This window comes from Pseudomonas sp. DTU_2021_1001937_2_SI_NGA_ILE_001 (assembly GCF_032463525.1).
Taxonomy (GTDB): domain Bacteria; phylum Pseudomonadota; class Gammaproteobacteria; order Pseudomonadales; family Pseudomonadaceae; genus Aquipseudomonas.
The window spans coordinates 3,195,153-3,221,332 of sequence record NZ_CP135971.1; the positions used below are offsets into that span (position 1 = coordinate 3,195,153).

General features: G+C 62.4%; 21 protein-coding genes, 1 tRNA gene and 1 pseudogene. 16 read left to right on the plus strand and 7 right to left on the minus strand.

All coding sequences use genetic code 11. From position 1 onward, the window contains the following. Nucleotides 1–122: 122 nt before the first annotated feature. From RRX38_RS13700 to RRX38_RS13710, 3 genes are all read left to right on the plus strand, one after another. The gene (locus RRX38_RS13700; protein ID WP_315959577.1) at nucleotides 123–1,394 is read left to right on the plus strand and encodes a YeaH/YhbH family protein; all 1,272 of its coding nucleotides are present in this window, start codon (nucleotides 123–125) and stop codon (nucleotides 1,392–1,394) included. Beyond that, on the plus strand, nucleotides 1,391–2,956 hold the full coding sequence (locus RRX38_RS13705; RefSeq protein ID WP_295476169.1) for a SpoVR family protein: 1,566 nt from the start codon (nucleotides 1,391–1,393) through the stop codon (nucleotides 2,954–2,956). The genes RRX38_RS13700 and RRX38_RS13705 overlap by 4 nt, the downstream gene beginning before the upstream one ends. An 82-nt stretch (nucleotides 2,957–3,038) precedes the next feature. After that, nucleotides 3,039–4,268: a multifunctional CCA addition/repair protein gene (locus RRX38_RS13710; RefSeq protein ID WP_295476167.1), complete on the plus strand. Its 1,230-nt coding sequence runs from the start codon at nucleotides 3,039–3,041 to the stop codon at nucleotides 4,266–4,268. A gap of 362 nt (nucleotides 4,269–4,630) precedes the next feature. Here RRX38_RS13710 and folK read toward each other — a convergent pair whose 3' ends face one another. Continuing rightward, on the minus strand, nucleotides 4,631–5,158 hold the full coding sequence (gene folK, locus RRX38_RS13715; protein WP_315959578.1) for a 2-amino-4-hydroxy-6-hydroxymethyldihydropteridine diphosphokinase: 528 nt from the start codon (nucleotides 5,156–5,158) through the stop codon (nucleotides 4,631–4,633). Continuing rightward, nucleotides 5,149–5,502 (minus strand): dihydroneopterin aldolase, encoded by a 354-nt coding sequence (gene folB / locus RRX38_RS13720; RefSeq protein WP_315959579.1) that lies wholly within the window; start codon nucleotides 5,500–5,502, stop codon nucleotides 5,149–5,151. The genes folK and folB overlap by 10 nt, the downstream gene beginning before the upstream one ends. A gap of 75 nt (nucleotides 5,503–5,577) precedes the next feature. On the opposite strand from folB, the gene plsY reads away from it, so the two are divergent. After that, a complete protein-coding gene (gene plsY, locus RRX38_RS13725) occupies nucleotides 5,578–6,147 on the plus strand; it encodes a glycerol-3-phosphate 1-O-acyltransferase PlsY (protein WP_295476161.1) in 570 nt (189 codons plus the stop codon). A gap of 12 nt (nucleotides 6,148–6,159) precedes the next feature. Here the strand turns inward: plsY and tsaD are convergent, their stop codons facing one another. After that, nucleotides 6,160–7,185 carry a tRNA (adenosine(37)-N6)-threonylcarbamoyltransferase complex transferase subunit TsaD gene (gene tsaD / locus RRX38_RS13730; protein ID WP_295476159.1) on the minus strand — a complete coding sequence of 342 codons (1,026 nt, stop codon included), beginning with the start codon at nucleotides 7,183–7,185 and terminating at the stop codon, nucleotides 6,160–6,162. A 233-nt stretch (nucleotides 7,186–7,418) separates the two neighbouring features. Here tsaD and rpsU point away from each other — a divergent pair, with 233 nt between their 5' ends. From rpsU to RRX38_RS13775, 9 genes and pseudogenes are all read left to right on the plus strand, one after another. Then, complete coding sequence (gene rpsU, locus RRX38_RS13735) at nucleotides 7,419–7,634, plus strand: 30S ribosomal protein S21 (RefSeq protein WP_003255575.1); 216 nt, start codon at nucleotides 7,419–7,421, stop codon at nucleotides 7,632–7,634. Between the two features lie 361 nt (nucleotides 7,635–7,995). Next, nucleotides 7,996–9,975 carry a DNA primase gene (dnaG, locus tag RRX38_RS13740; RefSeq protein WP_295476158.1) on the plus strand — a complete coding sequence of 660 codons (1,980 nt, stop codon included), beginning with the start codon at nucleotides 7,996–7,998 and terminating at the stop codon, nucleotides 9,973–9,975. 67 nt (nucleotides 9,976–10,042) lie between these two features. Then, nucleotides 10,043–11,890 (plus strand): RNA polymerase sigma factor RpoD, encoded by a 1,848-nt coding sequence (rpoD, locus tag RRX38_RS13745; protein WP_315959581.1) that lies wholly within the window; start codon nucleotides 10,043–10,045, stop codon nucleotides 11,888–11,890. 283 nt (nucleotides 11,891–12,173) lie between these two features. Next, on the plus strand, nucleotides 12,174–13,976 hold the full coding sequence (locus RRX38_RS13750; RefSeq protein ID WP_315959582.1) for a putative bifunctional diguanylate cyclase/phosphodiesterase: 1,803 nt from the start codon (nucleotides 12,174–12,176) through the stop codon (nucleotides 13,974–13,976). A 17-nt stretch (nucleotides 13,977–13,993) separates the two neighbouring features. After that, nucleotides 13,994–14,070: transfer RNA gene (locus tag RRX38_RS13755), tRNA-Ile, on the plus strand. 131 nt (nucleotides 14,071–14,201) lie between these two features. Continuing rightward, nucleotides 14,202–14,427 (plus strand): annotated as a pseudogene (locus RRX38_RS13760) (hypothetical protein); the annotation flags it as partial. A 369-nt stretch (nucleotides 14,428–14,796) separates the two neighbouring features. After that, nucleotides 14,797–15,210: an SAM-dependent methyltransferase gene (locus RRX38_RS13765; protein WP_315959583.1), complete on the plus strand. Its 414-nt coding sequence runs from the start codon at nucleotides 14,797–14,799 to the stop codon at nucleotides 15,208–15,210. Further along, complete coding sequence (locus tag RRX38_RS13770) at nucleotides 15,207–16,505, plus strand: ParA family protein (RefSeq protein WP_315959584.1); 1,299 nt, start codon at nucleotides 15,207–15,209, stop codon at nucleotides 16,503–16,505. Before RRX38_RS13765 ends, RRX38_RS13770 begins: the two co-directional genes overlap by 4 nt. After that, complete coding sequence (locus tag RRX38_RS13775; RefSeq protein ID WP_315959585.1) at nucleotides 16,502–17,944, plus strand: hypothetical protein; 1,443 nt, start codon at nucleotides 16,502–16,504, stop codon at nucleotides 17,942–17,944. The genes RRX38_RS13770 and RRX38_RS13775 overlap by 4 nt, the downstream gene beginning before the upstream one ends. Nucleotides 17,945–18,199: 255 nt before the next feature. On the opposite strand, the gene RRX38_RS13780 is transcribed toward RRX38_RS13775, so the two are convergent. The 3 genes from RRX38_RS13780 to RRX38_RS13790 all read right to left on the minus strand — a co-directional run bounded on the left by RRX38_RS13780 (nucleotide 18,200) and on the right by RRX38_RS13790 (nucleotide 21,334). Beyond that, a complete protein-coding gene (locus RRX38_RS13780; protein ID WP_315959586.1) occupies nucleotides 18,200–18,487 on the minus strand; it encodes a helix-turn-helix transcriptional regulator in 288 nt (95 codons plus the stop codon). A gap of 742 nt (nucleotides 18,488–19,229) precedes the next feature. Then, a complete protein-coding gene (locus tag RRX38_RS13785; protein ID WP_315959587.1) occupies nucleotides 19,230–20,627 on the minus strand; it encodes an ATP-binding protein in 1,398 nt (465 codons plus the stop codon). Continuing rightward, entirely contained in the window at nucleotides 20,624–21,334 is a 711-nt protein-coding gene (locus tag RRX38_RS13790) for a response regulator (RefSeq protein ID WP_315959588.1), read from the minus strand. Before RRX38_RS13790 ends, RRX38_RS13785 begins: the two co-directional genes overlap by 4 nt. Nucleotides 21,335–21,597: 263 nt before the next feature. Here RRX38_RS13790 and RRX38_RS13795 point away from each other — a divergent pair, with 263 nt between their 5' ends. Genes RRX38_RS13795 through RRX38_RS13805 form a run of 3 tightly spaced genes read left to right on the plus strand, consistent with a single transcriptional unit; the run spans nucleotide 21,598 to nucleotide 24,562 of the window. Further along, nucleotides 21,598–22,710 carry an ABC transporter substrate-binding protein gene (locus RRX38_RS13795; protein ID WP_315959589.1) on the plus strand — a complete coding sequence of 371 codons (1,113 nt, stop codon included), beginning with the start codon at nucleotides 21,598–21,600 and terminating at the stop codon, nucleotides 22,708–22,710. Next, nucleotides 22,710–23,792, plus strand: coding sequence for a FecCD family ABC transporter permease (locus tag RRX38_RS13800; RefSeq protein WP_410524827.1), 1,083 nt, complete (start codon nucleotides 22,710–22,712; stop codon nucleotides 23,790–23,792). The genes RRX38_RS13795 and RRX38_RS13800 overlap by 1 nt, the downstream gene beginning before the upstream one ends. After that, entirely contained in the window at nucleotides 23,789–24,562 is a 774-nt protein-coding gene (locus RRX38_RS13805) for an ABC transporter ATP-binding protein (protein ID WP_315959590.1), read from the plus strand. Before RRX38_RS13800 ends, RRX38_RS13805 begins: the two co-directional genes overlap by 4 nt. 131 nt (nucleotides 24,563–24,693) lie before the next feature. Here RRX38_RS13805 and RRX38_RS13810 read toward each other — a convergent pair. Then, a protein-coding gene (locus RRX38_RS13810; protein ID WP_315959591.1) for an IS3 family transposase occupies nucleotides 24,694–26,051 on the minus strand; the annotation gives its coding sequence in 2 pieces (ribosomal slippage) (nucleotides 24,694–25,575 and nucleotides 25,578–26,051; 1,356 coding nt in all). Nucleotides 26,052–26,180 lie beyond the last annotated feature (129 nt).

The following is a 26,180-nucleotide window of genomic DNA, read 5'->3' on the forward strand; positions in this document are numbered from 1 at the left end:
AACGACGTACCTGTCGCCCCACAGGGGGCAGCAGGTGCGCCGTTGACTGCGTGAAGCCGGCGTTTGGATAGGCAAACTTGCAGCTTGTAGCCTGGAGCTTGCAGCTCCCCTAAGGGGCCCCTATGAGTTACGTGATCGACCGACGCCTGAACGGCAAGAACAAGAGCACGGTGAATCGCCAGCGTTTCCTGCGGCGTTACCGCGACCACATCAAGAAGGCGGTTGAAGAAGCCGTCAGCCGCCGCTCCATCACCGACATGGAGCACGGCGAACAGATCAGCATCCCCGGCCGCGACATCGACGAGCCGGTCCTGCACCATGGCCGCGGCGGCAAGCAGACCGTCGTGCACCCCGGCAACAAGGAGTTCACTGCGGGCGAGCGCATCGCCCGTCCCCAGGGCGGCGGTGGCGGCAAGGGCGCCGGCAAGGCCAGCAATTCCGGCGAAGGCATGGACGAGTTCGTCTTCCAGATCACCCAGGAAGAATTCCTCGAATTCATGTTCGAAGACCTCGAACTGCCCAACCTGGTCAAACGCCACCTCACCGGCACCGACACCTTCAAGACCGTGCGCGCCGGCATCAGCAACGAGGGCAACCCCTCGCGCATCAACATCGTCCGCACCCTGCGCTCGGCCCACGCCCGGCGCATCGCCCTGTCGGGCAGCAGCCGCGCGCGGCTCAAGCAGGTGCAGGTCGAGCTGGAGCGCCTGAAGGTCGAAGAACCGGACAACTTCGGCGATATCCAGGAACTCGAAGGCGAAGTCGAACGCCTCAAGGCGCGCATTCGCCGTGTGCCTTACCTCGACACCTTCGACCTCAAGTACAACCTGCTGGTCAAGCAGCCCAACCCCAGCTCCAAGGCGGTGATGTTCTGCCTGATGGACGTGTCCGGCTCGATGACCCAGGCCACCAAGGACATCGCCAAGCGCTTCTTCATCCTGCTGTACCTGTTCCTCAAGCGTAACTACGACAAGATCGACGTGGTGTTCATCCGCCACCACACCAGCGCCCGCGAGGTGGACGAAGAAGAGTTCTTCTACTCCCGGGAAACCGGCGGCACCATCGTTTCCAGTGCCCTGAAGCTGATGCAGGAGATCATGGCCGAGCGCTACCCGGCCAACGAGTGGAACATCTACGCCGCCCAGGCCTCCGACGGCGACAACTGGAACGACGACTCGCCGATCTGCCGGGAAATCCTCACCAAGCAGATCATGCCGTTCGTGCAGTACTACACCTACGTGGAAATCACCCCCCGCGAGCACCAGGCGCTGTGGTACGAATACGAGCGCATCAGCGAGGAATTCGCCGATACCTTCGCCCAGCAGCAACTGGTGTCCGCCGGTGATATCTACCCGGTATTCCGTGAACTCTTCCAGCGCAGGTTAGTGACATGACCGCTAGAGATCAGAAACGCCAGCCCCTCTCCACGGGGTCAGAGTGGACCTTCGAACTGATCCAGGCATACGACCGGGAAATCGCGCGTATCGCCGAACGCTATGCCCTGGACACCTACCCTAACCAGATCGAGGTGATCACCGCCGAGCAGATGATGGACGCCTACGCCTCGGTGGGCATGCCGCTGGGCTACCATCACTGGTCCTATGGCAAGCAGTTTCTCAGCACGGAAAAGTCCTACTCGCGTGGACAGATGGGACTGGCCTACGAGATCGTCATCAACTCCGACCCGTGCATCGCCTACCTGATGGAAGAAAACACCATGTGCATGCAGGCACTGGTGGTGGCGCATGCCTGCTACGGGCACAACAGCTTCTTCAAGGGCAACTACCTGTTCCGCACCTGGACCGATGCCAGTTCGATCATCGACTACCTGGTGTTCGCCAAGCAGTACATCACCCAGTGCGAAGAGCGCCACGGCATCGACGCCGTGGAAGACCTCATCGACTCCTGCCATGCGCTGATGAACTACGGCGTCGACCGCTACAAGCGGCCCTACCCCATCTCCGCCGAAGAGGAGCGCCGTCGCCAGAAGGACCGCGAGGAGCACCTGCAGCGGCAGATCAACGACCTGTGGCGCACCATCCCGAAAAGCGCCGAGAAGAACAGCCAGGCCGACAACGCGCGGTTTCCAGCCGAGCCGCAGGAGAACATCCTCTACTTCATCGAGAAACACGCCCCGCTGCTGGAGCCCTGGCAGCGTGAAGTGGTGCGCATCGTGCGCAAGATCGCGCAGTACTTCTACCCGCAACGCCAGACCCAGGTGATGAACGAAGGCTGGGCGACCTTCTGGCACTACACCCTGATCAACGACCTGTACGACGAAGGGCTGGTCACCGACGGCTTCATGTTCGAGTTCCTGCAGTCGCACACCAGCGTGATCTACCAGCCTGGCTTCGACAGCCCCTACTACAGCGGCATCAACCCCTACACCCTGGGCTTCTCGATCTTCCAGGACATCCGCCGCATGTGCGAGAACCCCACCGACGAAGACCGCCGCTGGTTCCCGGACCTTGCCGGTGGCGACTGGCTGAGCACCATCAAGTTCGCCATGAGCAGCTTCAAGGACGAGAGCTTCATCCTGCAGTACCTGTCGCCCAAGGTGATGCGCGACCTCAAGCTGTTCAGCATCATGGACGACGACCAGAAGGAAGAGCTGCTGGTGCCGGCGATCCACGACGAAGCGGGCTACCACATCATTCGTGAAACCCTGGCCGCGCAGTACAACCTGGGCAATCGCGAACCCAACGTGCAGATCTACAGCATCGACCGGCGCGGCGACCGCTCGCTGACCCTGCGCCACCAGCAGCACAACCGCAAACCGCTGGGCGAGTCCACGGACGAAGTGCTCAAGCACCTGCACCGCCTGTGGGGCTTCGACGTGCACCTGGAAACCCTGCAGGGTGATCAGATCGTCAAGACCCACCACGTACCGCCCCGTGGCGAAGGCGCCGACAACGAATACCCGCGCCTGGACCTGGCGGTGGTCCATCACCTCTGACTCCCCTGCAACGCCTCATCACGCAGTTTTAACCTCCTGCGGCCCGTACAAGGTTTATCCTGTCGGGCCTACGGAGGTTCTTATGCAGATTTACAAAGTCGGCGGCGCGGTTCGCGATCGCCTGTTGGGGCAACCCGTCACCGATACCGACTGGGTGGTGGTTGGGGCCACCAGTGAAGAGATGCTGGTCAAGGGCTACCGCCCGGTGGGCACTGACTTTCCGGTGTTCCTGCATCCGCTGACCGGCGAGGAATACGCCCTGGCGCGCACCGAGCGCAAGAGCGGCGTGGGCTATGGCGGCTTTGTGTTCCATGCCAGCCCGGAGGTCACCCTGGAACAGGACCTGATCCGCCGCGACCTGACCATCAACGCCATGGCCGAAGACAAGGACGGTCAGCTGACCGACCCCTATGGCGGCCAGCAAGACCTCGAAGCCCGCATCTTGCGTCACGTTTCCCCGGCATTCGCCGAAGATCCCCTGCGTGTGCTGCGTGTGGCGCGCTTCGCTGCACGCTATGCCCCGCTGGGTTTCAGCATCGCCCCCGAAACGCTGGCCCTGATGCGCCAGCTCAGTGAGTCCGGCGAACTCAAGGCGCTGACCCCGGAACGCAGCTGGAAGGAAATCTCCCGCGCCCTGATGGAAGAACGCCCCGACGTGTTCATTCGGGTATTGCACGACTGTGGCGCCCTGCAGGAACTGATGCCAGAGGTCGAAGCCCTGTTCGGTGTACCGCAGCCAGAGGCGCATCATCCGGAAATCGATACCGGCGAACACATTCTGCGCGTCCTGCTGCAGGCCGCCCGCCACCAGCAGCCGCTGAGCGTGCGCTGGGCCTGCCTGCTGCACGACCTCGGCAAAGGCGCCACCCCGCCGGACGAATGGCCGCGCCACATTGCCCACGAACACACCGGCCTGCCGCTGATCAAGGCGGTCAACGAGCGGGTCAAGGCGCCAAAGGAGTGCCAGGAACTGGCCCTGCTGGTCGGCCAGTACCATACCCACGGGCATCGCGCCCTGGAACTCAAGCCTTCGACCCTGCTGGACCTGCTGCAGAGCTTCGACGTCTACCGTCGGCCGCAGCGCTTCGAAGAATTCATCGCCGCCTGCGAAATGGACGCCCGTGGCCGACAGGGTTTCGAAGAGCGAGATTATCCCCAGGCCATCTACCTGCGCGGCGCCGCCGACGCGGCCCGCGCGGTGTCCGTGCAACCGCTGCTGGAAAAGGGACTCAAGGGCCAGGAACTGGGCAATGCCCTGCGCGAAGCCAGGCTGGACAGACTGAAAGTCTACAAGGCCAGCCAGCAAGCCTGATGCCGACCGCCAGGCGCGGCTTCAGCCACGAAAAGCATCCCGGCTGAAGCCGGTCCTACAGCCCGACCGCGACAGCCGATACCTACCGGTGGGAGCGGCTTCAGCCGCGAAAGGCAATCCCGGCTGAAGCCAGCCCTAAAGCCGACCGCGACAGCCGGTCCCTGCCGGTGGGAGCGGCTTCAGCCGCGAAAGGCAATCCCGGCTGAAGCCGGTCCTACAGCCGACCGCGACAGCCGGTCCCTGCCGGTGGGAGCGGCTTCAGCCGCGAAAAGCAATCCCGGCTGAAGCCGGCCCTAAAGCCGACCGCGACAGCCGGTCCCTGCCGGTGGGAGCGGCTTCAGCCGCGAAAAGCCTGGCCCCGGTCAGGCGCGGGTCAGCATTTGCGCCGGGGTCAGCGCTTGCCCTCGCCATTCGAAGGCCACCGGCCACAGCTGCTGGTCGATCTGCGCGGCAGCCCACAGGCTGGCGAACGACTGCCCCGCACCGGGATGAACCTGCTCAGGCGCGATCAACGACAATGGCCACAATACGAAGGCATTTTTCAGGATTTCCGCACGCGGCAGCACCAGACCATCGAAGTTGCCGACCTGCTCGCCATACAGCAGCACATCGATATCCAGCGGCAGGCCGACGCGGTCGGGCGCATAACGGCCATTGTCGGCCTCGATGAATTTCAGCCGGCGGTCCAGCTCCATCAACGGCAGGTCGGTCAGCGCGCTGACCACCAGGTTGAAGAACGGCCCGCTCTTGATACCCACGGCATGGCTCTCGAACACCGGCGAGCACTGCAGGTCGCCGAGAAAGCCCGCCAGCGCATCGAGGCCGGCAGTCAGGTGCCGTTCGCGCTCGATGTTGCTGCCCAGGCCCAGGAAAATCCGCGTCAGCGACATCCGCGCTCGATCTCCACACCCACGCCACGGGCGGCCGCTACGGCGCCCGGCTTGGTCAATTTGATATGCAGCCAGGGAATGCCGAACTCGCTCATCAGCACTTCGGCCAGGCGCTCGGCAAAGGTTTCCACCAACTGGTACTGGGTCTGCGCGGCGAAGGCCTGGATGCGCTCGGACACACTGGCGTAATCCAGCGCCTTGCTCAGGTCGTCGCCCGCCGCTGCCGGGCGGTTATCCCAGGCGAAGCTGAGGTCCAGACACAGGCACTGACGAATGCCGCGCTCCCAGTCATAGGCGCCGATCACCGTCTCGACTTCCAGCCCCTCGATGAACACTCTGTCCAAGCACTACTCTCCACAGCACGACAAGGGCGCAATGCGCCGTTAGAATCAGGGCCATCCTTGCCCGGAATGGTTAGCATGTTTTGGTTACTGGCGATACTCGCCTACCTGCTTGGCTCACTGTCCTTCGCCATCCTGCTCAGCCGCCTCAGCGGCAGCCCGGACCCGCGCGCCAGCGGCTCGGGCAATGCCGGCGCCACCAACATGCTGCGCCTGGCGGGCAAGAAGCTCGCCATCCTGACCCTGGCCGGCGATCTTTGCAAAGGCCTGTTGCCCGTACTAATCGCCCAGCACTACGGCTTGGGCCACGGCCAACAGGCCTGGGTCGGCCTATGCGCAGTGCTCGGCCATCTGTTTCCGCTGTATTTCCGCTTCAAGGGCGGCAAGGGCGTGGCCACTGCCGCCGGCATGCTGCTGGGCCTCTACCCGCCCGCCGCCGCACTGGCCGTGGCCGTGTGGCTGCTGACCTTCTACCTGACCCGCACCAGCTCGCTGGCGGCGTTGATCGCCACCCCCCTGACCCTGCCGCTGCTGGCCTGGCAGGAACCCCGCGCCTTGTTGCCGGTGAGCCTGTTGACGCTGCTCATCGTGTGGCGCCACCGGGGCAATCTACGCGACCTGCTGGCCGGGCGCGAACGACATTTCTGACGCAGCCCGGGCTTAAAGGCTGGGCAACTGCTCCATTGGCCAACGTGCCTGCACATGAATGCCCAGGCCTTCCTTCTGCCCGGCCAGCAAACGCTGGCAACCGGCGTAGGCGATCATCGCGCCGTTGTCGGTGCAGAATTGCGGGCGGGCGTAGAACACCTGGCCCTTGAGGCCCGCCAGCATGCTTTCCAGCGAAGCCCGTAGCGCCTTGTTGGCACTCACCCCACCGGCGATCACCAGGCTGTTCAGCCCGGCCTGCTTGAGGGCGCGCTTGCACTTGATGGTCAGAGTCTCCACGACCGCCTCCTGGAAGGCCAGGGCGATGTCGCAACGGGTTTGTTCGCTGTCGTCGCCAGACGCCTGGCACTGCTGCCAGGTGTTCAGGGCGAAGGTCTTCAGGCCGCTGAAGCTGAACGCCAGGCCAGGGCGGTCGGTCATCGGCCGCGGAAAGGTGAAACGCCCTGGCACGCCACTGGCGGCCAGCTTGGCGATTTCCGGGCCACCGGGGTAGCGCAGGCCCATCATCTTGGCGGTCTTGTCGAAGGCTTCACCGGCGGCGTCGTCCAGCGACTCGCCCATCAGCTCGTACTGGCCGATGCCATCGACCCGCACCAGCTGGGTATGGCCGCCCGACACCAGCAAGGCGACGAACGGAAACTGCGGCGGCTGCGCCTCCAGCATCGGCGCCAGCAGGTGACCTTCCATGTGATGCACGCCCAGCGCCGGGATGTCCCAGGCGAAGGCCAGGGCCTGGGCGCAGGAGGCGCCGACCAGCAGCGCACCGACCAGGCCGGGGCCGGCGGTGTAGGCGATGGCGTCGATATCAGTGGCCACGCGGTCGGCTTCAGCCAGCACCTGGCGGATCAGCGGCAGCATGCGCTTGACGTGATCACGCGAGGCCAGCTCGGGCACCACGCCACCGTAGACCCGGTGCAGGTCGATCTGGCTGAACAGCGCATCGGCCAGCAGGCCGCGCTCGCTGTCGTAGAGGGCGACGCCGGTTTCGTCGCAGGAGGTTTCTAATCCCAGTACTAGCATGGGTGCGCCTTTTCAGGGGGGCAGACGTGACGCGGCGGGGCGATTACACTGCCGCCCGGCCTTCGAAGGCGCGCATGATAGTCGTCGGCCCGGGTGCCGACCAGCGGTTTTCGATCAGAGGCTTTGCAATCCCTCGCCCGAAGGGGTAACATCCGCAACCCTTAAAAACCGACGTATTCAGTGCAACGTTTGCACGAAGCGTTGCCCCCGGTAATGAATGAAGGTAGCTCTGGATGCCAGCCGTCAAAGTAAAAGAGAACGAACCCTTCGACGTAGCTCTGCGTCGTTTCAAGCGCTCCTGCGAAAAAGCCGGTGTTCTGGCTGAAGTTCGTAGCCGCGAATTCTACGAGAAGCCAACTGCCGAGCGTAAGCGCAAAGCAGCGGCTGCCGTTAAGCGTCACGCCAAGAAAGTTCAGCGCGAACAGCGCCGCGCCGTTCGTCTGTACTAATACAGACTGACGCCGCAAGCTTTCTGCCATGCCCGGCCCTGAGCCGGGCTGTCCGCAGTTCAGCTTCACTGACAGCAGGTCCCGCTTGACGGGCTTCGCGGTCAGCGCACATCTCGCCTGATTCCAGGCCGTGCGGCTCGCTTCCCTGGCGAAGCGATTCACGCACAGAACGTAATGCCCTGCAGGCTTTCCAAGCAAAGTCGACAGGGCAGCGTTTTATATAAGGCAGCCGCGCAGATGGCTGACCCCGTCACATCATTCAAGAAAGCACCCTGTCGTTTCAGGGCTCGAGTGCATCCCCGTCAGCCATGCTTCACAATGACGCGCACCGATAATTTGCATTTCGCCTGATGAGAACACCATGGCCGGGCTGATACCCCAGAGTTTCATTGACGACCTGCTCAACCGCACCGACATCGTCGACGTGGTGAGCTCGCGCGTGCAACTCAAGAAGGCCGGCAAGAACCACGTCGCCTGCTGCCCGTTCCACAAGGAAAAGACCCCTTCGTTCAGCGTCAGCCCCGACAAGCAGTTCTATTACTGCTTCGGTTGCGGTGCCGGCGGTAACGCCCTGGGGTTCATCATGGACCACGACAACCTGGACTTCCCCCAGGCCGTGGAAGAACTGGCCAAGGCCGCCGGCATGGAAGTGCCGAGGGAACAGGGCAACCGGGGCAACAAGCCGCGCCAGCCCACCGACTCACCGCTGTACCCGCTGCTCGAAGCCGCCGCGCAGTACTACCGCCAGGCGCTCAAGAGCCACCCGGCGCGCAAGGCGGCGGTGGAATACCTCAAAGGGCGTGGGCTGTCGGGCGAGATTGCCCGCGACTTCGGCCTGGGCTTCGCGCCACCGGGCTGGGACAACCTGTACAAACACCTGAGCAGCGACAGCCTGCAGCAGAAGGTGATGATCGACGCCGGGCTGCTGATCGAGAACACCGAGACCGGCAAGCGCTACGACCGCTTCCGCGACCGGGTGATGTTCCCGATCCGCGACACCCGTGGCCGGGTCATCGCCTTCGGTGGCCGGGTACTGGGCGACGACAAGCCCAAGTACCTGAACTCGCCGGAAACCCCGGTGTTCCACAAGGGCCAGGAGCTGTACGGCCTGTTCGAGGCGCGCAAGCACAACCGCAACCTCGACGAGATCATCGTCGTCGAAGGCTACATGGACGTCATCGCCCTGGCCCAGCAAGGCCTGCGCAATGCGGTGGCGACCCTGGGCACGGCGACCAGCGAAGAGCACCTCAAGCGGCTGTTCCGCGTGGTGCCCAGCGTGCTGTTCTGCTTCGACGGCGACCAGGCCGGCCGCAACGCCGCCTGGCGCGCCCTGGAGGCGACCCTGTCGAGCCTGCAAGACGGCCGCCGGGCGCGCTTTCTGTTCCTGCCCGAGGGCGAGGACCCGGATACGCTGGTACGCGCCGAAGGCACCGACGCCTTCAAGGCACGCATCAACCAGCATGCCCAGCCGCTCGCCGACTACTTCTTCGAGCAGTTGACCCAAGAGGCCGACCCGCGCTCGCTGGAAGGCAAGGCGCACCTGGTAACCCTGGCGGCACCGCTGATCGAAAAGGTCCCCGGCGCCAACCTGCGCACCCTGATGCGCCAGCGGCTGAGCGAGATCACCGGGCTGAGCGGCGACGCCATGAGCCAGATGGCACAAAGCGCCCCCGCGCCGAGCCAGCCCAGCCACGACCCGTTCGCCGACTATGGCGGCATGCCGGACTACGGCGACTATCAGCCCGCCGGCGGCTACGAAGGCCTGCACGACGAAGCGCCGCAATGGACCCCGCAAAAGCAGGGTGGCGCCGGTCGTCAGGGCCAGAAGAAGTGGGACAACAACAAGCAGTGGGGCAACAAGGGCGGGCGCAAGGACTTCGAGCCGCGCCAGCCGCGCACACCGGTCACGGTGGAGCAGCCCATGCAAACGGCGCTGCGCACCCTGCTGCACCACCCGGAACTGGCCGAAAAAGTCGACAATGCCAGCCAGTTCGCGGATGAAGACAATTTTCAGGCACAGCTGCTGGTCGCCTTGATCGAAGCCCGGCAAAAGAATCCGGGTTTGCGGTCGTTACAGTTGATAGCGCGCTGGCATGGCACCGAACAGGGCCGCCTGCTGCGCGCGCTGGCCGAGAAGGAATGGTTGATCGAGGCCGGCAACCTTGAACAACAGTTTTTCGACACTATAACTAGGTTATCCGCCCGCCAGCGCGAGCGACTCCTGGATCGATTGATCAGCAAAGAGAAACAAAGCGGGCTGACTGCGGAAGAGAAATCGCAACTGCTCGGCTTGCTCTGTCGTAAAGAGCAGACACAAAACCCGACCTCAACTGGCGTGTGAGGTCATAGCTCGGGTATAATCCCCGGCTTGTTTTTTGCCCGCCAAGACCTTCAGTGGATAGGGTGTTATGTCCGGAAAAGCGCAACAGCAGTCTCGTATCAAAGAGTTGATCACCCTGGGCCGTGAGCAGAAGTATCTGACTTACGCAGAGGTCAACGACCACCTGCCGGAGGATATTTCAGATCCGGAGCAGGTGGAAGACATCATCCGCATGATCAACGACATGGGGATCCCGGTCCACGAGAGTGCTCCGGATGCAGACGCCCTGATGCTGGCCGATGCCGACACCGACGAAGCCGCCGCTGAAGAAGCGGCCGCAGCGTTGGCCGCGGTAGAGAGCGACATCGGCCGCACCACCGACCCGGTGCGCATGTACATGCGCGAAATGGGTACGGTCGAGCTTCTGACCCGCGAAGGCGAGATCGAAATCGCCAAGCGTATCGAGGAAGGCATCCGTGAAGTGATGGGCGCCATCGCGCACTTCCCTGGCACGGTCGAGTACATCCTCTCCGAATACGATCGCGTCACCAGCGAAGGCGGTCGCCTGTCCGACGTTCTCAGCGGCTACATCGACCCGGACGACGGCATCGCGCCACCGGCCGAAGTCCCGCCGCCCATGGACGAAAAGGCCACCAAGGCCGATGACAAGGACGACGACGAAGACGAAGAGTCCGAAGGCAGCGACGAAGAGGAAGAGACCGAAAGCGGTCCCGACCCAGTGGTCGCCCAGCAGCGCTTCGGCGCCGTCGCCGACCAGCTGGCCATCACCCTCAAGGCCCTGAAGAAAGGCCGTGAAGACAAGCAGGCTGTGGCAGAAATGCTCGCCCTGGCTGACCTCTTCATGCCGATCAAGCTGGTGCCCAAGCAGTTCGAAGTGCTGGTCGAGCGCGTACGCGGTGCCCTGGAGCGCCTGCGTGCACAGGAACGCGCCATCATGCAGCTGTGCGTCCGTGACGCTCGCATGCCGCGTGCCGAGTTCCTGCGTTCGTTCCCGGGCAACGAAGTCGACCTGTCGTGGAGCGACTCGATTGCCAGCAGCAAGAGCAAGCACGGCGAGGCCATCGTACGCTTCCAGCCTGATATCAAGCGTTGCCAGCAGAAGCTGCGCGACCTGGAAGAAGAAACCGGCCTGACCGTTGCCGAGATCAAGGACATCAACCGTCGCATGTCCATCGGTGAGGCCAAGGCCCGCCGCGCCAAGAAGGAAATGGTCGAGGCGAACCTGCGTCTGGTGATCTCCATCGCCAAGAAGTACACCAACCGTGGCCTGCAATTCCTCGACCTGATCCAGGAAGGCAACATCGGCCTGATGAAGGCGGTGGACAAGTTCGAATACCGCCGCGGCTACAAGTTCTCGACCTACGCCACCTGGTGGATTCGCCAGGCGATCACCCGTTCGATCGCCGACCAGGCGCGCACCATCCGTATTCCGGTGCACATGATCGAGACGATCAACAAGCTCAACCGTATTTCCCGGCAGATGCTCCAGGAAATGGGCCGTGAACCGACCCCGGAAGAGCTGGGCGAGCGCATGGAAATGCCTGAGGACAAGATCCGCAAGGTACTGAAGATCGCCAAAGAGCCGATCTCCATGGAAACCCCGATCGGCGACGACGAAGATTCGCATCTGGGCGACTTCATCGAGGACTCCACCATGCAATCGCCCATCGACGTGGCGACCGTGGAAAGCCTCAAGGAAGCCACCCGCGAAGTGCTGTCGGGCCTCACCGCCCGCGAAGCCAAGGTCCTGCGCATGCGCTTCGGTATCGACATGAATACCGACCATACGCTGGAAGAAGTCGGCAAGCAGTTCGACGTGACCCGTGAGCGTATCCGTCAGATCGAAGCCAAGGCCCTGCGCAAACTGCGCCACCCGACCCGTAGCGAACACCTGCGTTCGTTCCTGGACGAGTAACAGCACCAGGCTTGACCCCAAAACCCCCGGCCCGCCGGGGGTTTTGCTTTTCTACCGCCCCCAGACCTCCCCACCTTCCTGTAGGACCGGCTTCAGCCGGGATACCCTTCCAAAACCAACCCCGCCCACCGACCGCCACCCCTCACCCACCAATCATCATTTTCCCGGCAAACTTGGCGGAAATGACCTACAACTATGTACGCCCAGGCCCAAACCGCGCCTGATCGGCACCGGCCCCCTGTTGTAGCCGGCATCACCCGCCCGCCACAACACGGACACGCCCATGCACGGACTGATGCTCGACCACGCCCCACGTTCACCCCACGAAACCGCCAACGGCAGCACAACGCCCCGCCCCGTCGTCCCATTGCTGGACACCCGCCTGCTACTGGCCGCCAGCGCCTTCGAGCACAGCACCGCAGCGGTGATGATCACCGACACCCGCCAACGCATCCTCGCCGTGAACCGCGCCTTCACCACCATCACCGGCTACAGCGAACAGCAAGCCATCGACCAGACCCCGCGCCTGCTCGCCTCGGGCCAGCACGACAGCGCCTTCTTCACCGCCCTGTGGCACCGCCTCGACGCCGACGGCCACTGGCAGGGGGAAATCCTCAACCGCCGCTGCAATGGCGAAACCTACCCCAGCTGGCTGACCATCGACCGCATCCGCGACACCCACGGCCAGACCAGCCACTACATCGGCGTGTTCGCCGACATCTCCGCGCTGAAACAGCAACACGCCAGCCTCGACCACCAGGCCCACCACGACCCACTCACCGGCCTGCCCAACCGCACCCTGTTCGAGCACCGCCTGCACAAGGCCCTGGAGCACAGCCAGGAGAGCGGCAGCCTGGGCGCCGTGCTGTTTCTCGACCTGGACCGCTTCAAGCCGGTGAACGACAGCCTGGGCCACGCCACCGGCGACCAGTTGCTCAAGGGCGTGGCCCAACGCCTCAAAGACCAGCTGCGCGACATCGACACCGTGGCGCGCTTTGGCGGCGACGAATTCGTCATCCTCCTGCCGGGCCTGCTGCAACCCGGCGACGCGCAAACCATCGCCCACAAGCTGCTGGCCAGCTTCAGCGCCCCGCTGCTGGCTGGCGAACATGAACTGAGCATTGGCCTGAGCATCGGCACCAGCCTGTTCCCCACCGACGGCATGGACCCCACCAGCCTGATCCGCAACGCCGACGCCGCCATGTACCGCGCCAAGGCACGCGGGCGCCATTGCGTAGAGCCCTACACCCACGACCTCAGCGTGCGCCGCCGTGAACGCGCCAGCCTGCAGCAGCAACTGCTCGGCGCCATCGAGCGCAACGAACTGCAACTCGACTACCAGCCGCGCATCGCCCTGCCCCACGGCCAACCCTGCGGCGTCGAAGCCCTGCTGCGCTGGAACCACCCGCAACTCGGCCAACTGCCCGCCGAGCGCTTCATGCCCCTGGCCGAAGAAAATGGCAGCGCCCCGGCCATCGCCGACTGGCTGCTCGACACCGCCTGCCGCCAGCTGCAGCAATGGCAACGCCGCTGCCCCGGCTTCGGCCCGCTGTGCATCAGCCTGAGCAGCGCGCAGCTGCGCCAGCCGCAACTGCTTGAACGCATCGTGCAGCGGCTTAGCAGCCACCGCCTGGCGCCGCACAGCCTGCAACTGGAAATCAGCGAACCCAGCCTCATGACCCAGCCGGAACACACCCTCGGCGTGCTGCACAACCTCAAACGCCTGGGCCTGCGCCTGGCCATCGACGACTTCGGCAGCGGCCACGCCTCCCTCGGCTACCTCAAGCGCCTGCCGCTGGACAGCCTGAAGATCGGCAGCGCCTTCACCCGCGGCCTGCCCGACGACCCCCACGACCTGGCGGTGGTCCGCGCCATCATCGCCTTGGGCCGCAGCCTCGGCCTCAGCGTCATCGCCACCGGCATCAGCCTCCCGGAACAGCGTCAGCTACTGGCCGACGAAGGCTGCCAACACCTGCAAGGCCCCACCATCAGCCCCCCCCTCAGCGCCCGCGCCTTCAGCGAAAAGTACCTTCCTGCCGCCCTATCGGATTTTTCGGATGGCACAGCCGGGGAACCGCCGGTATAATCCGCCTCCTGCAAAAAGGGCCTATAGCTCAGTTGGTTAGAGCAGAGGACTCATAATCCTTTGGTCCACGGTTCGAGTCCGTGTGGGCCCACCAGATTGCAAAAAAGCCGCGCATCGCGCGGCTTTTGTGTTTTTGGCGGGACCATCTCAGATACAGATCCTAGGATCTAAAGGTACAAGCTAGGTAGAGTGCGGCTTCGCTTGCACGCCTTTGGAGTTCTTCAGATGGCTACAATCGTCAAAACCCCTGCTGGCACCTGGAAGGCCGTCATACGTAAAATCGGATGGCCGACCAAAGCCAAAACCTTTCGTACCAAGCGTGACGCCGAGGATTGATCACGGCGTGCCGAAGATGAGATCGCGAGGTTTGTACATCCAGCGCAGCGGTTCTGAGTGCATGACGCTGGAAATAGCGCTCAAGCGCTACCTGACCGACATTACGCCTACAAGAAGCCTGGGAAACACCGGCCTTCTCGCAGCCAGAATCGCCGCACACCTCTGCCCCCCAATGATGGCACCACCCACGCTTCGCTCCCCTATTGCTTGCGGCTGTTACAGCCTTTTTAGCCTGACGTGCATTCTGCACTGATGCCCTGTGAGCTGACCAGAAGTTAGGGGACACAAGGCCAATAGCCCAACCCATTCAGGACGCTTTAGGTGTGGAGGCTGCATGAGCCTTTTCAAGCAGCTACATGGCTACAAGGCCTGCAACCGGGCATAATTGGCTCAGATTGGAAATCTGGGGCATGGTAGGGCTAGGGGGCTCCATCAAGCTCAAAATTGCACGCAACTGCAAATACAAAGGATGGGCAGCGACTACATGAATGCAGATTTTCTCGATGCCCATCGCAGGCACATGAATGACGGAGAAACGCTTTTCCAGGCATCGCGGCTTGCCAACGCAGATCAGCTATTTGGCTTTGCCGTTGAATGCGGCTTGAAACGGCTAATGGTACGGTTCGGAATGTCGGTGGATGCCAAAGGTTCGCCGACTGACAATAAAGATTGGGTTCATGCCGATAAGGTGTGGAAACGCTACGAGGCCTACCACTCGGCCAGCGACGTGGGTACAGCTTATGTCTTGCCTAACCCAAATCCCTATCACGATTGGCATGCGTCGCAGAGATACGCCAACAGCGGCGACGTCTCATTACCACGTGTCGAGAGTCACAGAGCTGCTGCCGGGAGCGTGGCAGCACTGGTCAAAAAAGCTCTGCTGGAGGGAGTGATATGAGCACGTTCGATGACATCGTTCCAACTCTGAAGAACCTGCTGCAACCACTTGCTGCTTTCCTCAATCAGATTGGACCCATCTATATCAACAGAGACCTCAATGGAAGGGTCCGTCTCATCGTGGCTGATAAATGGGAGAAGGAACAAGTCGTTTTGGAGCAGCTCGGCCAAATCGCGCAACTCCTTCATCATGTCTTGGGTAATCATTCTTTCCCTCCTGAGCAGGCAATCCTATTTGAGGAGAGGCCTGAGGATGTAGCATTCGGCTTCCCCCCCTTTCAAATTGAGGGGGTGAATGGTGTCTTTTTGATTGATCGACTTGCCACTCAGGGCAATTGGTCGACCATAACGAGCGTTTCTGTTCAAGCGCGTAGAGTCGTTTTTTTCTCCATCAAAGGAGGCGTGGGGCGTTCAACGGCGATGGCTGCAACCGCATGGTCATTAGCACAGAGCGGGAAGCGGGTTCTCATCCTCGATCTTGACCTTGAGTCCCCTGGTCTATCCACATCTCTGCTGCCAGCTGATCGACGTCCAAAATTCGGTATTACCGATTGGCTCGTAGAAGACCTGGTAGATAACGGGGACGAGGTCTTTGAAAATATGGTGGCCTCCAGTGATTTGTCACATGATGGAGACATCTATGTGGTTCCCGCCCATGGAGCAGAGTCGGGGGAATACGTCTCCAAACTAGGTAGAGCTTGGATGCCTAAGGTGGGGGCATCAGGGCAAGAAGGATGGTCACAACGCCTGCAAAGGTTGATCACGGCTCTCGAAGAGCGATTTGCACCTGATGTAATTCTTATCGATTCAAGAGCCGGTATCGATGAAGTGGCGTCCGCTTGTGTTACCGACCTCGGGGCAAATTTGGTGCTGTTGTTTGCACTTGACGGGGACCAAACCTGGTCGGGTTATAGAATTCTTTTCCGCCACTGGCGGACCACCGGTGTAGTGCGAGAAATTCGTGAACGGCTTCAAATCGTGGGCGCCTTGATTCCCGAACTGGATAGCGTTGACTACACGATTGGTCTTAGGGAAGCGGCGTGGAATTTGTTCGCGGATGAGCTCTATGACGAGTTACCAGCTGGCACTACAACGACCGGTGATTTGTGGAGTTTCGATGCTGTGGACGAATCAGGGCCACACTACCCATGGACCATCCGCTGGAACCGTGGCTTCAATTCTCTGCGAGCGGTCCACTCCAGGTTAGTGGATGTGGATGCGATTGAGCTTTCATCAGTGTTTGGTCCATTGGTTGAAGGTATTTCCGATATTTTACAAGCCGAGGTGCGCTCGTGACGTCAACTCAACATATCCGAGAGTCTCTGGTAGAAGCGCTTCCTTTAACTACTTCGACACATGGCGAGGCCCCTGAAAGGCGTCATCTCTATCTGCCACCTGCCCACGCTAAAGCGCTGCGCCTTGAGTGCAATCTGGTAATCGGTGCAAGAGGCGTCGGAAAGTCTTTTTGGACTGCAGCACTGGGATCGCCAGCCCTGCGGGCTGCTCTCGGGAAGGCCGTACGAGAGCTTGAGACTACTGAGGTTCACGTAGGGTTTGGAGTCGCACCTGATATTGACGCTTTCCCCGATAAGGAAGTTTTCGCGCAGCTCATAGGGAAGGGGTTCGAGCCGTTTGAGATCTGGAAAGGGGTGGTGGCTCGTTGGTTATCTAAGCTAGAGCCAGTGGTCATACCGACAAGTACCTGGGAACACACGATCGATTGGGTCAGAACCAACCCAGAAGAGCTAGCTAGGACCATCCAAAATACCAACAGAGCTTTGTCCCAAAAGAATCGGCATGGCTTGATCTTATTCGATGCACTTGATCGAACCAGCAATGACTGGGGGATGATGGACCGGATTGTCCGAGATCTGTTGAAAATCGTCCTATGGTTGAAGTCTTACCCACGCCTTCACGCAAAAGTTTTCCTGCGGGAAGATCAGTCTGACAGGACAATCACGGATTTCCCTGACGCATCGAAGCTGTTGGCCACGAAAGCAGAATTGACTTGGGCACCTCACGATCTGCATGGTTTGCTGTGGCAGACCCTCTGTAACTGTCCCGGAGATGAAGGAGTTCACCTTCGAGATCTATACAACTCCGTAGTCGGCACGTCGCTTCGATCTGAAAATCAATTGTGGCTGATCGCTGATGAGGTCAAACGCGAAAGCTCCATGCAGCGCGAGCTATTCATTGCCCTCGCAGGTCCTTGGATGGGAAAGGACCGCAGGCGAGGTGTTCCCTACATCTGGTCTGTCAGTCACCTGGCAGATGGTCGTGGGCGAACTTCTCCACGGTCATTTCTAGCTGCGATCCGTCAAGCGGCTGAAGACTCGTTAGAGAGTTATCCGGGTTATTCTCAGCCTCTGCACTACGAAAGCATCAAGCGAGGTGTTCAAAAGGCCTCGCAAATTAGGGTATCCGAGGTGGCTGAAGATTACCCTTGGGTAGAAAGCGTAATGGCTCCGCTCCACGGTCTTACCGTTCCGTGTCATTTCGAAGTTATCGAGGAGCGCTGGCAATCTGAGCTTCCGCCGGGGCTATTGGGTTTGTCGGGACAAAGGCTTCCACCTCAACATGCAGAAAAAGGATGGTCAGGTGTTCGCAGCGATCTCGAGCGTTTGGGCGTTTTTGAAACGATGAAGGATGGTAGGGTTAACCTTCCGGATCTCTATCGAGTTGGCTTCGGCCTTGGCAGACGTGGCGGCGTAAAACCAGTGGCCAGGATGGGGTGAGGAGCCCGACCAAACGATACAACGACGGTAAAACACCCAGCTTTGGTTATTTAGTCAAAGCTACGCTTAACTCCTCGTACTGAGAAGCCTCCACCTATGCTAGCCTACATCTCGCTTTGAGTGATTGGCCAAGCAACTTATAATCCTTTGGTCCACAGTTCGAGTCCATGTGGGCCCACCAGATTGCAAAAAAGCCGCGCATTGCGCGGCTTTTGTCGTTTCTGATCTCGGTAACTTGATGTATGGAGTTGTTTATCAGAGCCCGCGCCCTGCAAGCTCCTCCAACTGCACCGCCACATCGGCTACCAACGCCTTCACATCACTCCCCCGCCCTTCCGCCTCAACCAAGGCCATTAAGGTCACCAAGCTGACACCCAGCACCTGCGCCAAATCAGCCAGGGTCCCCAAGGTAGGCGAATACTCGCCCTTCTCCAGCATGCGCACATATCGCTCGCTCACGACGGCGCCGAAGTCTTCCTGGGTCAGGCCTTTGAGACGCCGCAGGCGTTTGAAGGTGGTGCCGAAGGCGACGTTGTAGTCCATCTGGGCTGCTCAAAAAATGAGCATTCAACCCGTTGCATCGGCATCCGAACAGGAAGTATATTTCCGGTCATTCGCAGAGCCTCTCTGACTAGATGGCTTGGCGGTGCGCATCTGTTCATCACCCATCCAAGGAGGACCCCGATGAGCCTTCCCATTCCCACCCTGAAACACCTCCCCCACCTCTCCCCCCGCCCCACCCAAGCCGCCGATCACACCGGCAAGCGCCGTGGGCAGATGACGGCCATTGCCTGGGCACGGTCCAGCCGTTCCGGCAAGGGCACGGTGTGGCTGTGTCGCTGTGATTGTGGCCTGTATGAATACCGGCGGCCCGGCACCTGGGGCAGTCGGCCGTGTCCGGGGGATATGTGCGCGGTGTGCCTTCAAGTGAAGGTGCTCAGTGGTGGGCCGACCACACCGGAGCGGCGGCAGGCCTGGGCCGATGGGTTGCGGTCGATGGGCTTGAGCGAGGCGGAGATTGGGCGCATTCAGGCGTTGGGCAAGCAGGTGCAGACGCGGGGTTGTTCGCTGGTGGAGATTCGTGAGCAGTTGGCGTGTTGTGAGGGGGCTGGTAGGCGGCAAACGGGTTGACGGTTCGTCAGCATGCGGGCGCAGGTGCGGTTTGTGTACGGGTTTGCCGGCCTCTTCGCGAGCAAGCTCGCTCCTACGGGTATGCGTAAAGAGCTTCCCGGCTGAAGCCGGTCCTACAGGGTGACGCCGGTTTTACAAGTTGCAGTAAGGCCAATCATTCGCCGCTGGCGTCGGGCAGCGGCAGGCTGACGCACACTTCCAGCCCGCCGCCTTCGCGACGGTGCAGTTGCAGGCGGCCGCCGTGGGCCTGGGCGACGGTGTGGGCGATGCTCAGGCCCAGGCCGTGGCCGCCGGTGTCGGTGTTGCGCGAGGCTTCCAGGCGGTAGAAGGGTTCCAGCACCTGTTCCAGCAGTTCGTCGGGTATGCCGGGGCCGCGGTCGCGCACCAGCAGGTGCAGTTCGTTGCCGTGCTCTTCCACGGCCATTTCCACGTCCTGGGCGTAGCGCACGGCGTTTTCCAGCAGGTTCTGCAGGCAGCGCTTGAGGCTGCCGGCGTAGCCGGGCAGCGGGCGGCTGGCGCGGCCGTGGATGGGGATGTCGTGGCCGCTGTCCTGAAAGTCGGCCTGCAGGCTGTGCAGCACGGCATTGATGTCGACGTTGCGGCGGGTTTCGCTGCTTTCGCCGCTGCTGACGAATTCCAGGGTCGCGGTGGTCATGGCCTCCATGTAGTCGAGGTCTTTGCGCAGGCGCGCCTTGGCGCTTTCGTCGGCGAGCATTTCGGTGCGCAGGCGCAGGCGGGTGATAGGCGTGCGCAGGTCGTGGGAGATGGCCGCAAGGTAGCGCGCCCGCTCGGCCAGGCTGGCCAGCAGTTGCTGCTGCATGCGGTTGAAGGCCTGGGCGGCGCGGCGCACTTCCAGCGGGCCGTGCACCGCCAGGGGCGCACGGCGAATGTCCTGGCCGAGGGCTTCGGCGGCGCGGGCCAGCTGGTTGAGCGGGCGAATCGCCAGGCGCACCGCCCACAGGGCGATGAGGGTGACGATCAGCACCCGCACCAGGTAGATGCGCAGAAAGTAGTCGAAAATCAGCTCCGACGGCTTGAGGCTGGTCCAGCCCTGCTGCTCCTGCACCTCGGCGTGCAGCCAGCGGCCATCCGGCGCGGCCACTTCCAGCACGAAGTGCCCGGCGGCGGTGCGCGCGCCGAACAGCGCCAGCAGCCCGGCGGTCTCGCCGTGGTCGTCGAGTACCTGCACGCTGAGCAGTTGCAGGCGTGCAGGCTGGCCAAGGCGGCTGGCCAGTACGTCAGCCATCAGCCGTTCGGTGCCCTGGTCGCTGCCGTTCAGCGGCGCCGGGCGCGGACTGGGCTGGTCGCGCCAGCTCAGGCGAAACTGCGGTGCGTCCAGGGCAGCGATCAGCGCGTTGGCCTGCTGCGGGTCGTGCTGCTGCACGCGCAGCACATCGGCCAGGCGGCTGGCAGTGAGGCGTGCGGGAATTTCCAGCAGTTGGCTGTGGCGAATGTCGGTCCAGATGCTGCTGGTCAGCAGCTGCGCGGCGAGCATGCCCAGCACCAGAATGATTACCAGGCGGCCGAACAGCGAGCGCGGCAGCAACCTCACCGCTGGCCCTCGACCTGCTCCACAGCCAGCAGGTAGCCCTGGTTGCGCACGGTGCGAATCAGCTCCGGGGCCAGTTGCTGGCGCAGGCGACTGACGCACACGTCGATGGAGCGGTTGAACGGCGTGCTGTCTTTGTCGAACACGTGGTTGAGCAGGTAGTCGCGGCTCAGCGGGCGATTGGGGTATTGCAGCATCAGGCGCAACAGGCGGAAGTCGGAGTTGCCCAGGGCGATGACCACGCCCTGCGGCGACACCACCTGGCGGCCGGGAATCTCCAGGGTCCAGCCGTCGAAGCGAATGCTGCGCAGCTCGTCGACCTTGGCACGCTCCGGGAAGCTCTGCGCGCGGCGCAGCACCACCTTGATGCGCACCAGCAGTTCGCGAGGGTCGAAGGGCTTGGGCAGGTAGTCGTCGGCGCCCATCTCCAGGCCGACGATACGGTCGACCAGGCTGCCACGGGCGGTGAGCATCACCACCGGAATGTTGCTGCTGGCGCGCAGTTCGCGGCACAGCGCCAGGCCGTCTTCGCCGGGCAGCATGAGGTCGAGCACCACCAGGTCGATGACGCTCATTTCCAGGCGCCGACGCATCTCCCGGCCATCGCTGGCGGTAGACACCTGATAACCCGCGTCGCTCAGGTAATCGGCCAGCAGATGGCGGATTTCCGGGTCGTCATCGACGATCAACAAATGGTCTTGCCTGGACATGTGCACCTGGTCGCCCCATGGAAGATTACGCAGCGTGACACCCGCACCGGGCGCCATCGGCCTGAAATGTAATGGAATGTGTTGGTGCATGGCTATTTGCATCAGCAATACAAAGTTTGCCGTATCGCCTGAGGGGCGCTCACTTAGACTAGCCGGCTGAATGCGAGTCATTGTTATTAACGATCCGGCCAGTGGCCTCGCCGCCTTCCTTTCGCCTATTCGAGCGATCGGCCGGACTTCCCCTGCCCCCTCTGGAGCGATGTATGAAGCCTTCATTCCTGCAAGCGATCACCCGCCCGCTGGCGGCGCTGACCCTGGCGCTGGCCGCCGGGCATGCTGCCGCCAAGCCGGTTACCGATGTTCTTGGCCGCCAGGTCGAGGTGGGCGAGCACGTGCAGCGGGTGGTGCTGGGTGAAGGCCGGCTGGTCTCGGCGTTCGCGCTGCTGGACCGCGACAAGCCGTTCCAGCGCATCGTCGGCTGGCAGGCCGACATGAAAAAGCTCGACCCCAACACCTATAACGCCTACGTGAAGAAATTCCCCGAGGTGCAGAACATCCCGCTGATCGGCCAAGCCTCCGAGCAGAGCGTCAGCGCCGAGCAGATTCTGGCGCTCAAGCCCGACCTGGCGGTGTTCAGCATCTCGGGCCACGGCCCCACCGAGCACAGCCCGGTGGCCGACACCCTGGCCGCTGCCGGTATTCCGGTGTTGTTCGTCGACTTCCGGGTCAACCCGGTGAAGGGCACCGAAGTGAGCATGAACGCCCTCGGCCAGGCCCTGGGCCGCGAGCAGGAAGCCAAGGCCTACCTGGACTTCTACCAGCAGCACCTCAAGCGCATCACCGACGCCGTGGGCCAGCCCAGCGAGCAACAGCGCCCCAGCGTGTTCCTGGAACTGCTCGCCGGGGTCTGGCAGAACCCCGGCCATACCACCGGCAAGAGCGGCCTGGGCGAGGTCATCCGTATGGTCGGCGGGCGTAACATCGCCGAAGGCGTGGTGCCCGGCGCGCTGGGCGACGTCAGTGTGGAGTTCGCGCTGAAGGCCGACCCGGACATCTACGTACTCACCGGCAACCACGCCCCTGGCCTGCTGCTGGGGGCCGACGTAGCGGCTGCTGACGCGCACCAGGCCTTCGCCCAGGTGCTCAAGCGCCCCGAGTTCAAGGACCTGCGCGCCATCCGCGAAGGCCGGGTGCATGGCCTGTGGCATGACTTCTACAACTCGCCGTACAACATCCTCGCCATCGAAGCCCTGGCCCACTGGATCAACCCCAAGACCCTGGCCAGCCTCGACCCGCAGAAAACCATGGATGAAATGAACCAGCGCTTCCTGGGCATGCCGCTCAACGGCAGCTACTGGATCGACGCGGCGCACTGATGGCCAGCCCCACCATGACCGCCTATAACCCTGTTGCCGCTCCCGCCGCCGAGGCCAGCCAGGGCTATCGCCGCCTGCTGGCGCGGCGCAGTGCCCTGCTCGGCCTGTTGCTGCTGGCCCTGGTCGCCTCGGTGCTGGTCGACCTGGCCACCGGTCCATCGGGCATGGGCCTGCCCGCCCTGCTCGACGGACTGCTGCACCCGGCGCAGTTGAGCAACACCGACCGGGTGATCATCTGGAACGTGCGCCTGCCCTATGCGCTGATGGCCGTGCTGGTGGGCGGCGCGCTGGCCCTGGCCGGGGCCGAGATGCAGGCGATCCTCGACAACCCGCTGGCCAGCCCCTTCACCCTCGGCGTGTCGTCGGCGGCAGCGCTGGGCGCCTCGCTGGTGATTGTCTTCAACCTGTCGATAGCCGGTATTGCCGGCAACACCATGGTCTCGCTGATGGCCTTCGTGTTCGCCTGCGCCTCGGTGTTCCTGTTGCAGGCGATGTCGCGCATGCGCGGCTCGGGGGTCGAGACCCTTGTGCTGTTCGGCATTGCCCTGGTGTTCAGCTGCAACGCGCTGGTGGCGCTGCTGCAACTGGTCGCCACCGAAGACGTGCTGCAGCAGCTGGTGTTCTGGAGCCTGGGCAGCGTGGCCCGCGCCAACTGGGACAAGCTCGGCATTCTGGCCCTGGTGCTGGGCGCGATGCTGCCGTTCTCGTTTGCTGCCGCGCCGCGCATGACCCTGCTGCGCATGGGTGAAGACCGCGCGCGTAGCTTCGGTGTCGACGTGCGCCGGCTGCGCCTGTTTTCGCTGCTGCGCATCAGCCTGTTGTCGGCCACCGCCGTGGCCTTCGTCGGCACCATCGGTTTCGTCGGTCTGGTCGGCCCGCACATCGCCCGCCTGCTGGTCGGTGAAGACCAGCGCTTCCTGCTGCCCGCCGCGACGCTGGTGGGTGCCCTGTTGCTGTCGCTGTCGTCGATCGTCAGCAAAGTCATCATGCCGGGCGTCATCGTGCCGGTGGGCATCGTCACCGCGCTGGTCGGCGTGCCGGTGTTCGTGGTGCTGGTGTTCAAACGTGGGAGGCGGCTATGAGCGGCTTGCAGGTCACCGAGGTTCATGTGCGCTATGGCCGCCGCGAGGTGGTGCATGGCGTGTCGCTGCCGCCCCTGCCCGGTGGCACCCTCACCGCCCTGCTCGGCCCCAATGGGGCTGGCAAGTCGACCCTGCTGCGTGCCCTGGCCGGGCTGGAAAGCATGCACGGCCAACTGCACCTCGATGGCCGTGACATGACTCGTGCCGCGCTGCCGGAACGCGCACGCGCCATCACCTACATGCCCCAGCAGTTGCCGCCGGGGCTGTCGTTGAGCGTGATGGAAAGCGTGCTGGCGGCGCTGCGCGTGGCACCACCGGAAGGCGAGCTGATGGAGCTGGCCTGGCAGGCCTTGCAACGCATCGGCATCGGCCACCTGGCCGACCAGCAGTTGAGCGGTTTGTCGGGCGGGCAGCGCCAGCTGGTCAGCCTGGCGCAACTGCTGGCGCGGCGCCCGCAGGTGCTGCTGCTCGACGAACCCACCAGTGCCCTGGACCTCAACTACCAGTTGCGGGTGATGCAGTGCGTGCAAGACCTGGTGCGCGAGCACGGGCTGATCGCCGTGGTGGTGCTGCACGACATCAACCTGGCCGCACGTTTTGCCGACCGCTTGGCGGTGCTGCATCAAGGTAGGCTGAGTGCCTTCGGCACCCCGAACGAAGTGCTCGACCCGGCGCTGTTCGCCCAGGTGTATGGCGTGCACACGCGCATCGAACGCTGCTCCCAGGGGCGCCTGCAGGTGCTGGTGGATGGTGCCTTGGCGGGCCAGTGACCTCACACTGTGGGAGCGAGCTTGCTCGCGAAAGCTGCGTCACGTTCACAGCAGATGCATGAGGTTTGCCGGCCTCTTCGCGAGCAAGCTCGCTCCCACGAGATGAACTGCCCCCCAAAAGTTGGAGAGTTTTAGCTCGCAGCCTGAACCCTGTATTCCACAGGGCTCAGGCCATTGAGCTTCAGCTTGATACGGTCATGGTTGTAGTAACGGATGTACTCATCCAGACCGGCTCTCAGGTCATCAATATTCTCGAACCGCTCCAAGTAGAAAAACTCTGACTTGAGCGTGCCAAAAAAGCTCTCCATCGCCGCGTTGTCCAGGCAGTTGCCCTTGCGCGACATGCTCTGTTTCACCCCGCACTGCTGCAAGGCGTGACGGTAGTGGGCCTGTTGGTATTGCCAGCCCTGATCCGAATGGATCAACAACCTGGGCTTGTCGCCCAAGCCGCTCAGCGCCTTCTCCAACATCTTGCCCACCAGGCTGTAGCTGGGGCGAGTGGCCATTTCGTAAGCCACGATCTCGCCGTTGTACAGGTCCATCACTGGCGACAGGTAGAGCTTTTGCTGAGCCACCTTGAACTCGGTCACGTCGGTGACCCACTTCTGATTCGGTCGTTGCGCCTGGAAGTTACGTTGCAGCGTGTTCGCGGCAATCTTGCCTTCCGTGCCCCGATAAGACCGGTATTTCTTGGTTCGTACCCGCGAACGTAATCCTTGTGCAGCCATCAACCGCTCCACGACTTTCTTGTTCACTGTCACACCCTGCTTCTTGATTGCCAACGTTATACGGCGGTAGCCGTAACGTCCTTTGTGCTGGTGATAGACCTCATTCACCAAGGCCTTGAGTTCGGCATCGCGATCCGGCTTTTTCTGGCAACCGAGTTGGTAGTAGTAAGTGCTGGACGCCAGGCCCAGCCACTGCAGCAGAGCGGCGAGCGGGAAGCGGATCTTAAGCCGCATCACGATCAGGGCTCGTTGACGCGCCTTCGTTTCTCCTCCTCTCGCAAGGCTTTCAACTCCTTTAGGATCGCGTTCTCCATACGCATGTACTCGAGCTCACGCAGCAACTGCTCGCGCGATTTCTGGCTGTCATCGGAGGTCGTGGGCTTGAGGGGCTTGATTCGCTTGGACACGGCTGTAGGCCTTCTGGATGGGACTGCACTCGGGGTAGAAAGACCCTCACTGTAGTACCGTCGCTCCCAGATGCCTATCTGGGAAGACTGCCCGAGGTTGAAATGTGCAGCGGTTTGGCGCAGGGAAAGCTGGTGCTCGCGCCGGTACTCCACGACCTGGCGCTTGAAGGCGGCGCTGTAGCGTCGGCCACACGAGCGAGGTCCCAGGCTGGAACGGGCTTGATAATGGGCCACCCAACGTCGAAGCAGGCTGACATCGATATCAAAGCGTCGAGCGACCGTGCGTAAACCGTCTGTGCCTTGCAGGTAGGCTTTGGCGGCGGTGAGCCTGAATGGCTCTGTGTACTTACTCATAACACCCCCAAGGGTTGGATTAATCTCCAACTTCTTGGGGGCAGTTCAAGAGCCGCGAAGCGACCGCCTGTTCACAGCAGATGCAGTGAATTTCCTGGCGCTTTCGCGGCTAAAGCCGCTTGTGTCTTT

Excerpts from the sequence above, each read along its gene's own strand:
- RRX38_RS13700 (WP_315959577.1), top strand. The coding sequence starts at position 123 with ATGAGTTACGTGATCGACCGACGCCTGAACGGCAAGAACAAGAGCACG.
- RRX38_RS13705 (WP_295476169.1), top strand. The coding sequence starts at position 1,391 with ATGACCGCTAGAGATCAGAAACGCCAGCCCCTCTCCACGGGGTCAGAG.
- RRX38_RS13710 (WP_295476167.1), top strand. The coding sequence starts at position 3,039 with ATGCAGATTTACAAAGTCGGCGGCGCGGTTCGCGATCGCCTGTTGGGG.
- folK (WP_315959578.1), bottom strand. The coding sequence starts at position 5,158 with ATGTCGCTGACGCGGATTTTCCTGGGCCTGGGCAGCAACATCGAGCGC.
- plsY (WP_295476161.1), top strand. The coding sequence starts at position 5,578 with ATGTTTTGGTTACTGGCGATACTCGCCTACCTGCTTGGCTCACTGTCC.
- tsaD (WP_295476159.1), bottom strand. The coding sequence starts at position 7,185 with ATGCTAGTACTGGGATTAGAAACCTCCTGCGACGAAACCGGCGTCGCC.
- rpsU (WP_003255575.1), top strand. The coding sequence starts at position 7,419 with ATGCCAGCCGTCAAAGTAAAAGAGAACGAACCCTTCGACGTAGCTCTG.
- dnaG (WP_295476158.1), top strand. The coding sequence starts at position 7,996 with ATGGCCGGGCTGATACCCCAGAGTTTCATTGACGACCTGCTCAACCGC.
- rpoD (WP_315959581.1), top strand. The coding sequence starts at position 10,043 with ATGTCCGGAAAAGCGCAACAGCAGTCTCGTATCAAAGAGTTGATCACC.
- RRX38_RS13750 (WP_315959582.1), top strand. The coding sequence starts at position 12,174 with ATGCACGGACTGATGCTCGACCACGCCCCACGTTCACCCCACGAAACC.
- RRX38_RS13765 (WP_315959583.1), top strand. The coding sequence starts at position 14,797 with ATGAATGCAGATTTTCTCGATGCCCATCGCAGGCACATGAATGACGGA.
- RRX38_RS13770 (WP_315959584.1), top strand. The coding sequence starts at position 15,207 with ATGAGCACGTTCGATGACATCGTTCCAACTCTGAAGAACCTGCTGCAA.
- RRX38_RS13780 (WP_315959586.1), bottom strand. The coding sequence starts at position 18,487 with ATGGACTACAACGTCGCCTTCGGCACCACCTTCAAACGCCTGCGGCGT.
- RRX38_RS13790 (WP_315959588.1), bottom strand. The coding sequence starts at position 21,334 with ATGTCCAGGCAAGACCATTTGTTGATCGTCGATGACGACCCGGAAATC.
- RRX38_RS13795 (WP_315959589.1), top strand. The coding sequence starts at position 21,598 with ATGAAGCCTTCATTCCTGCAAGCGATCACCCGCCCGCTGGCGGCGCTG.
- RRX38_RS13800 (WP_410524827.1), top strand. The coding sequence starts at position 22,710 with ATGGCCAGCCCCACCATGACCGCCTATAACCCTGTTGCCGCTCCCGCC.
- RRX38_RS13805 (WP_315959590.1), top strand. The coding sequence starts at position 23,789 with ATGAGCGGCTTGCAGGTCACCGAGGTTCATGTGCGCTATGGCCGCCGC.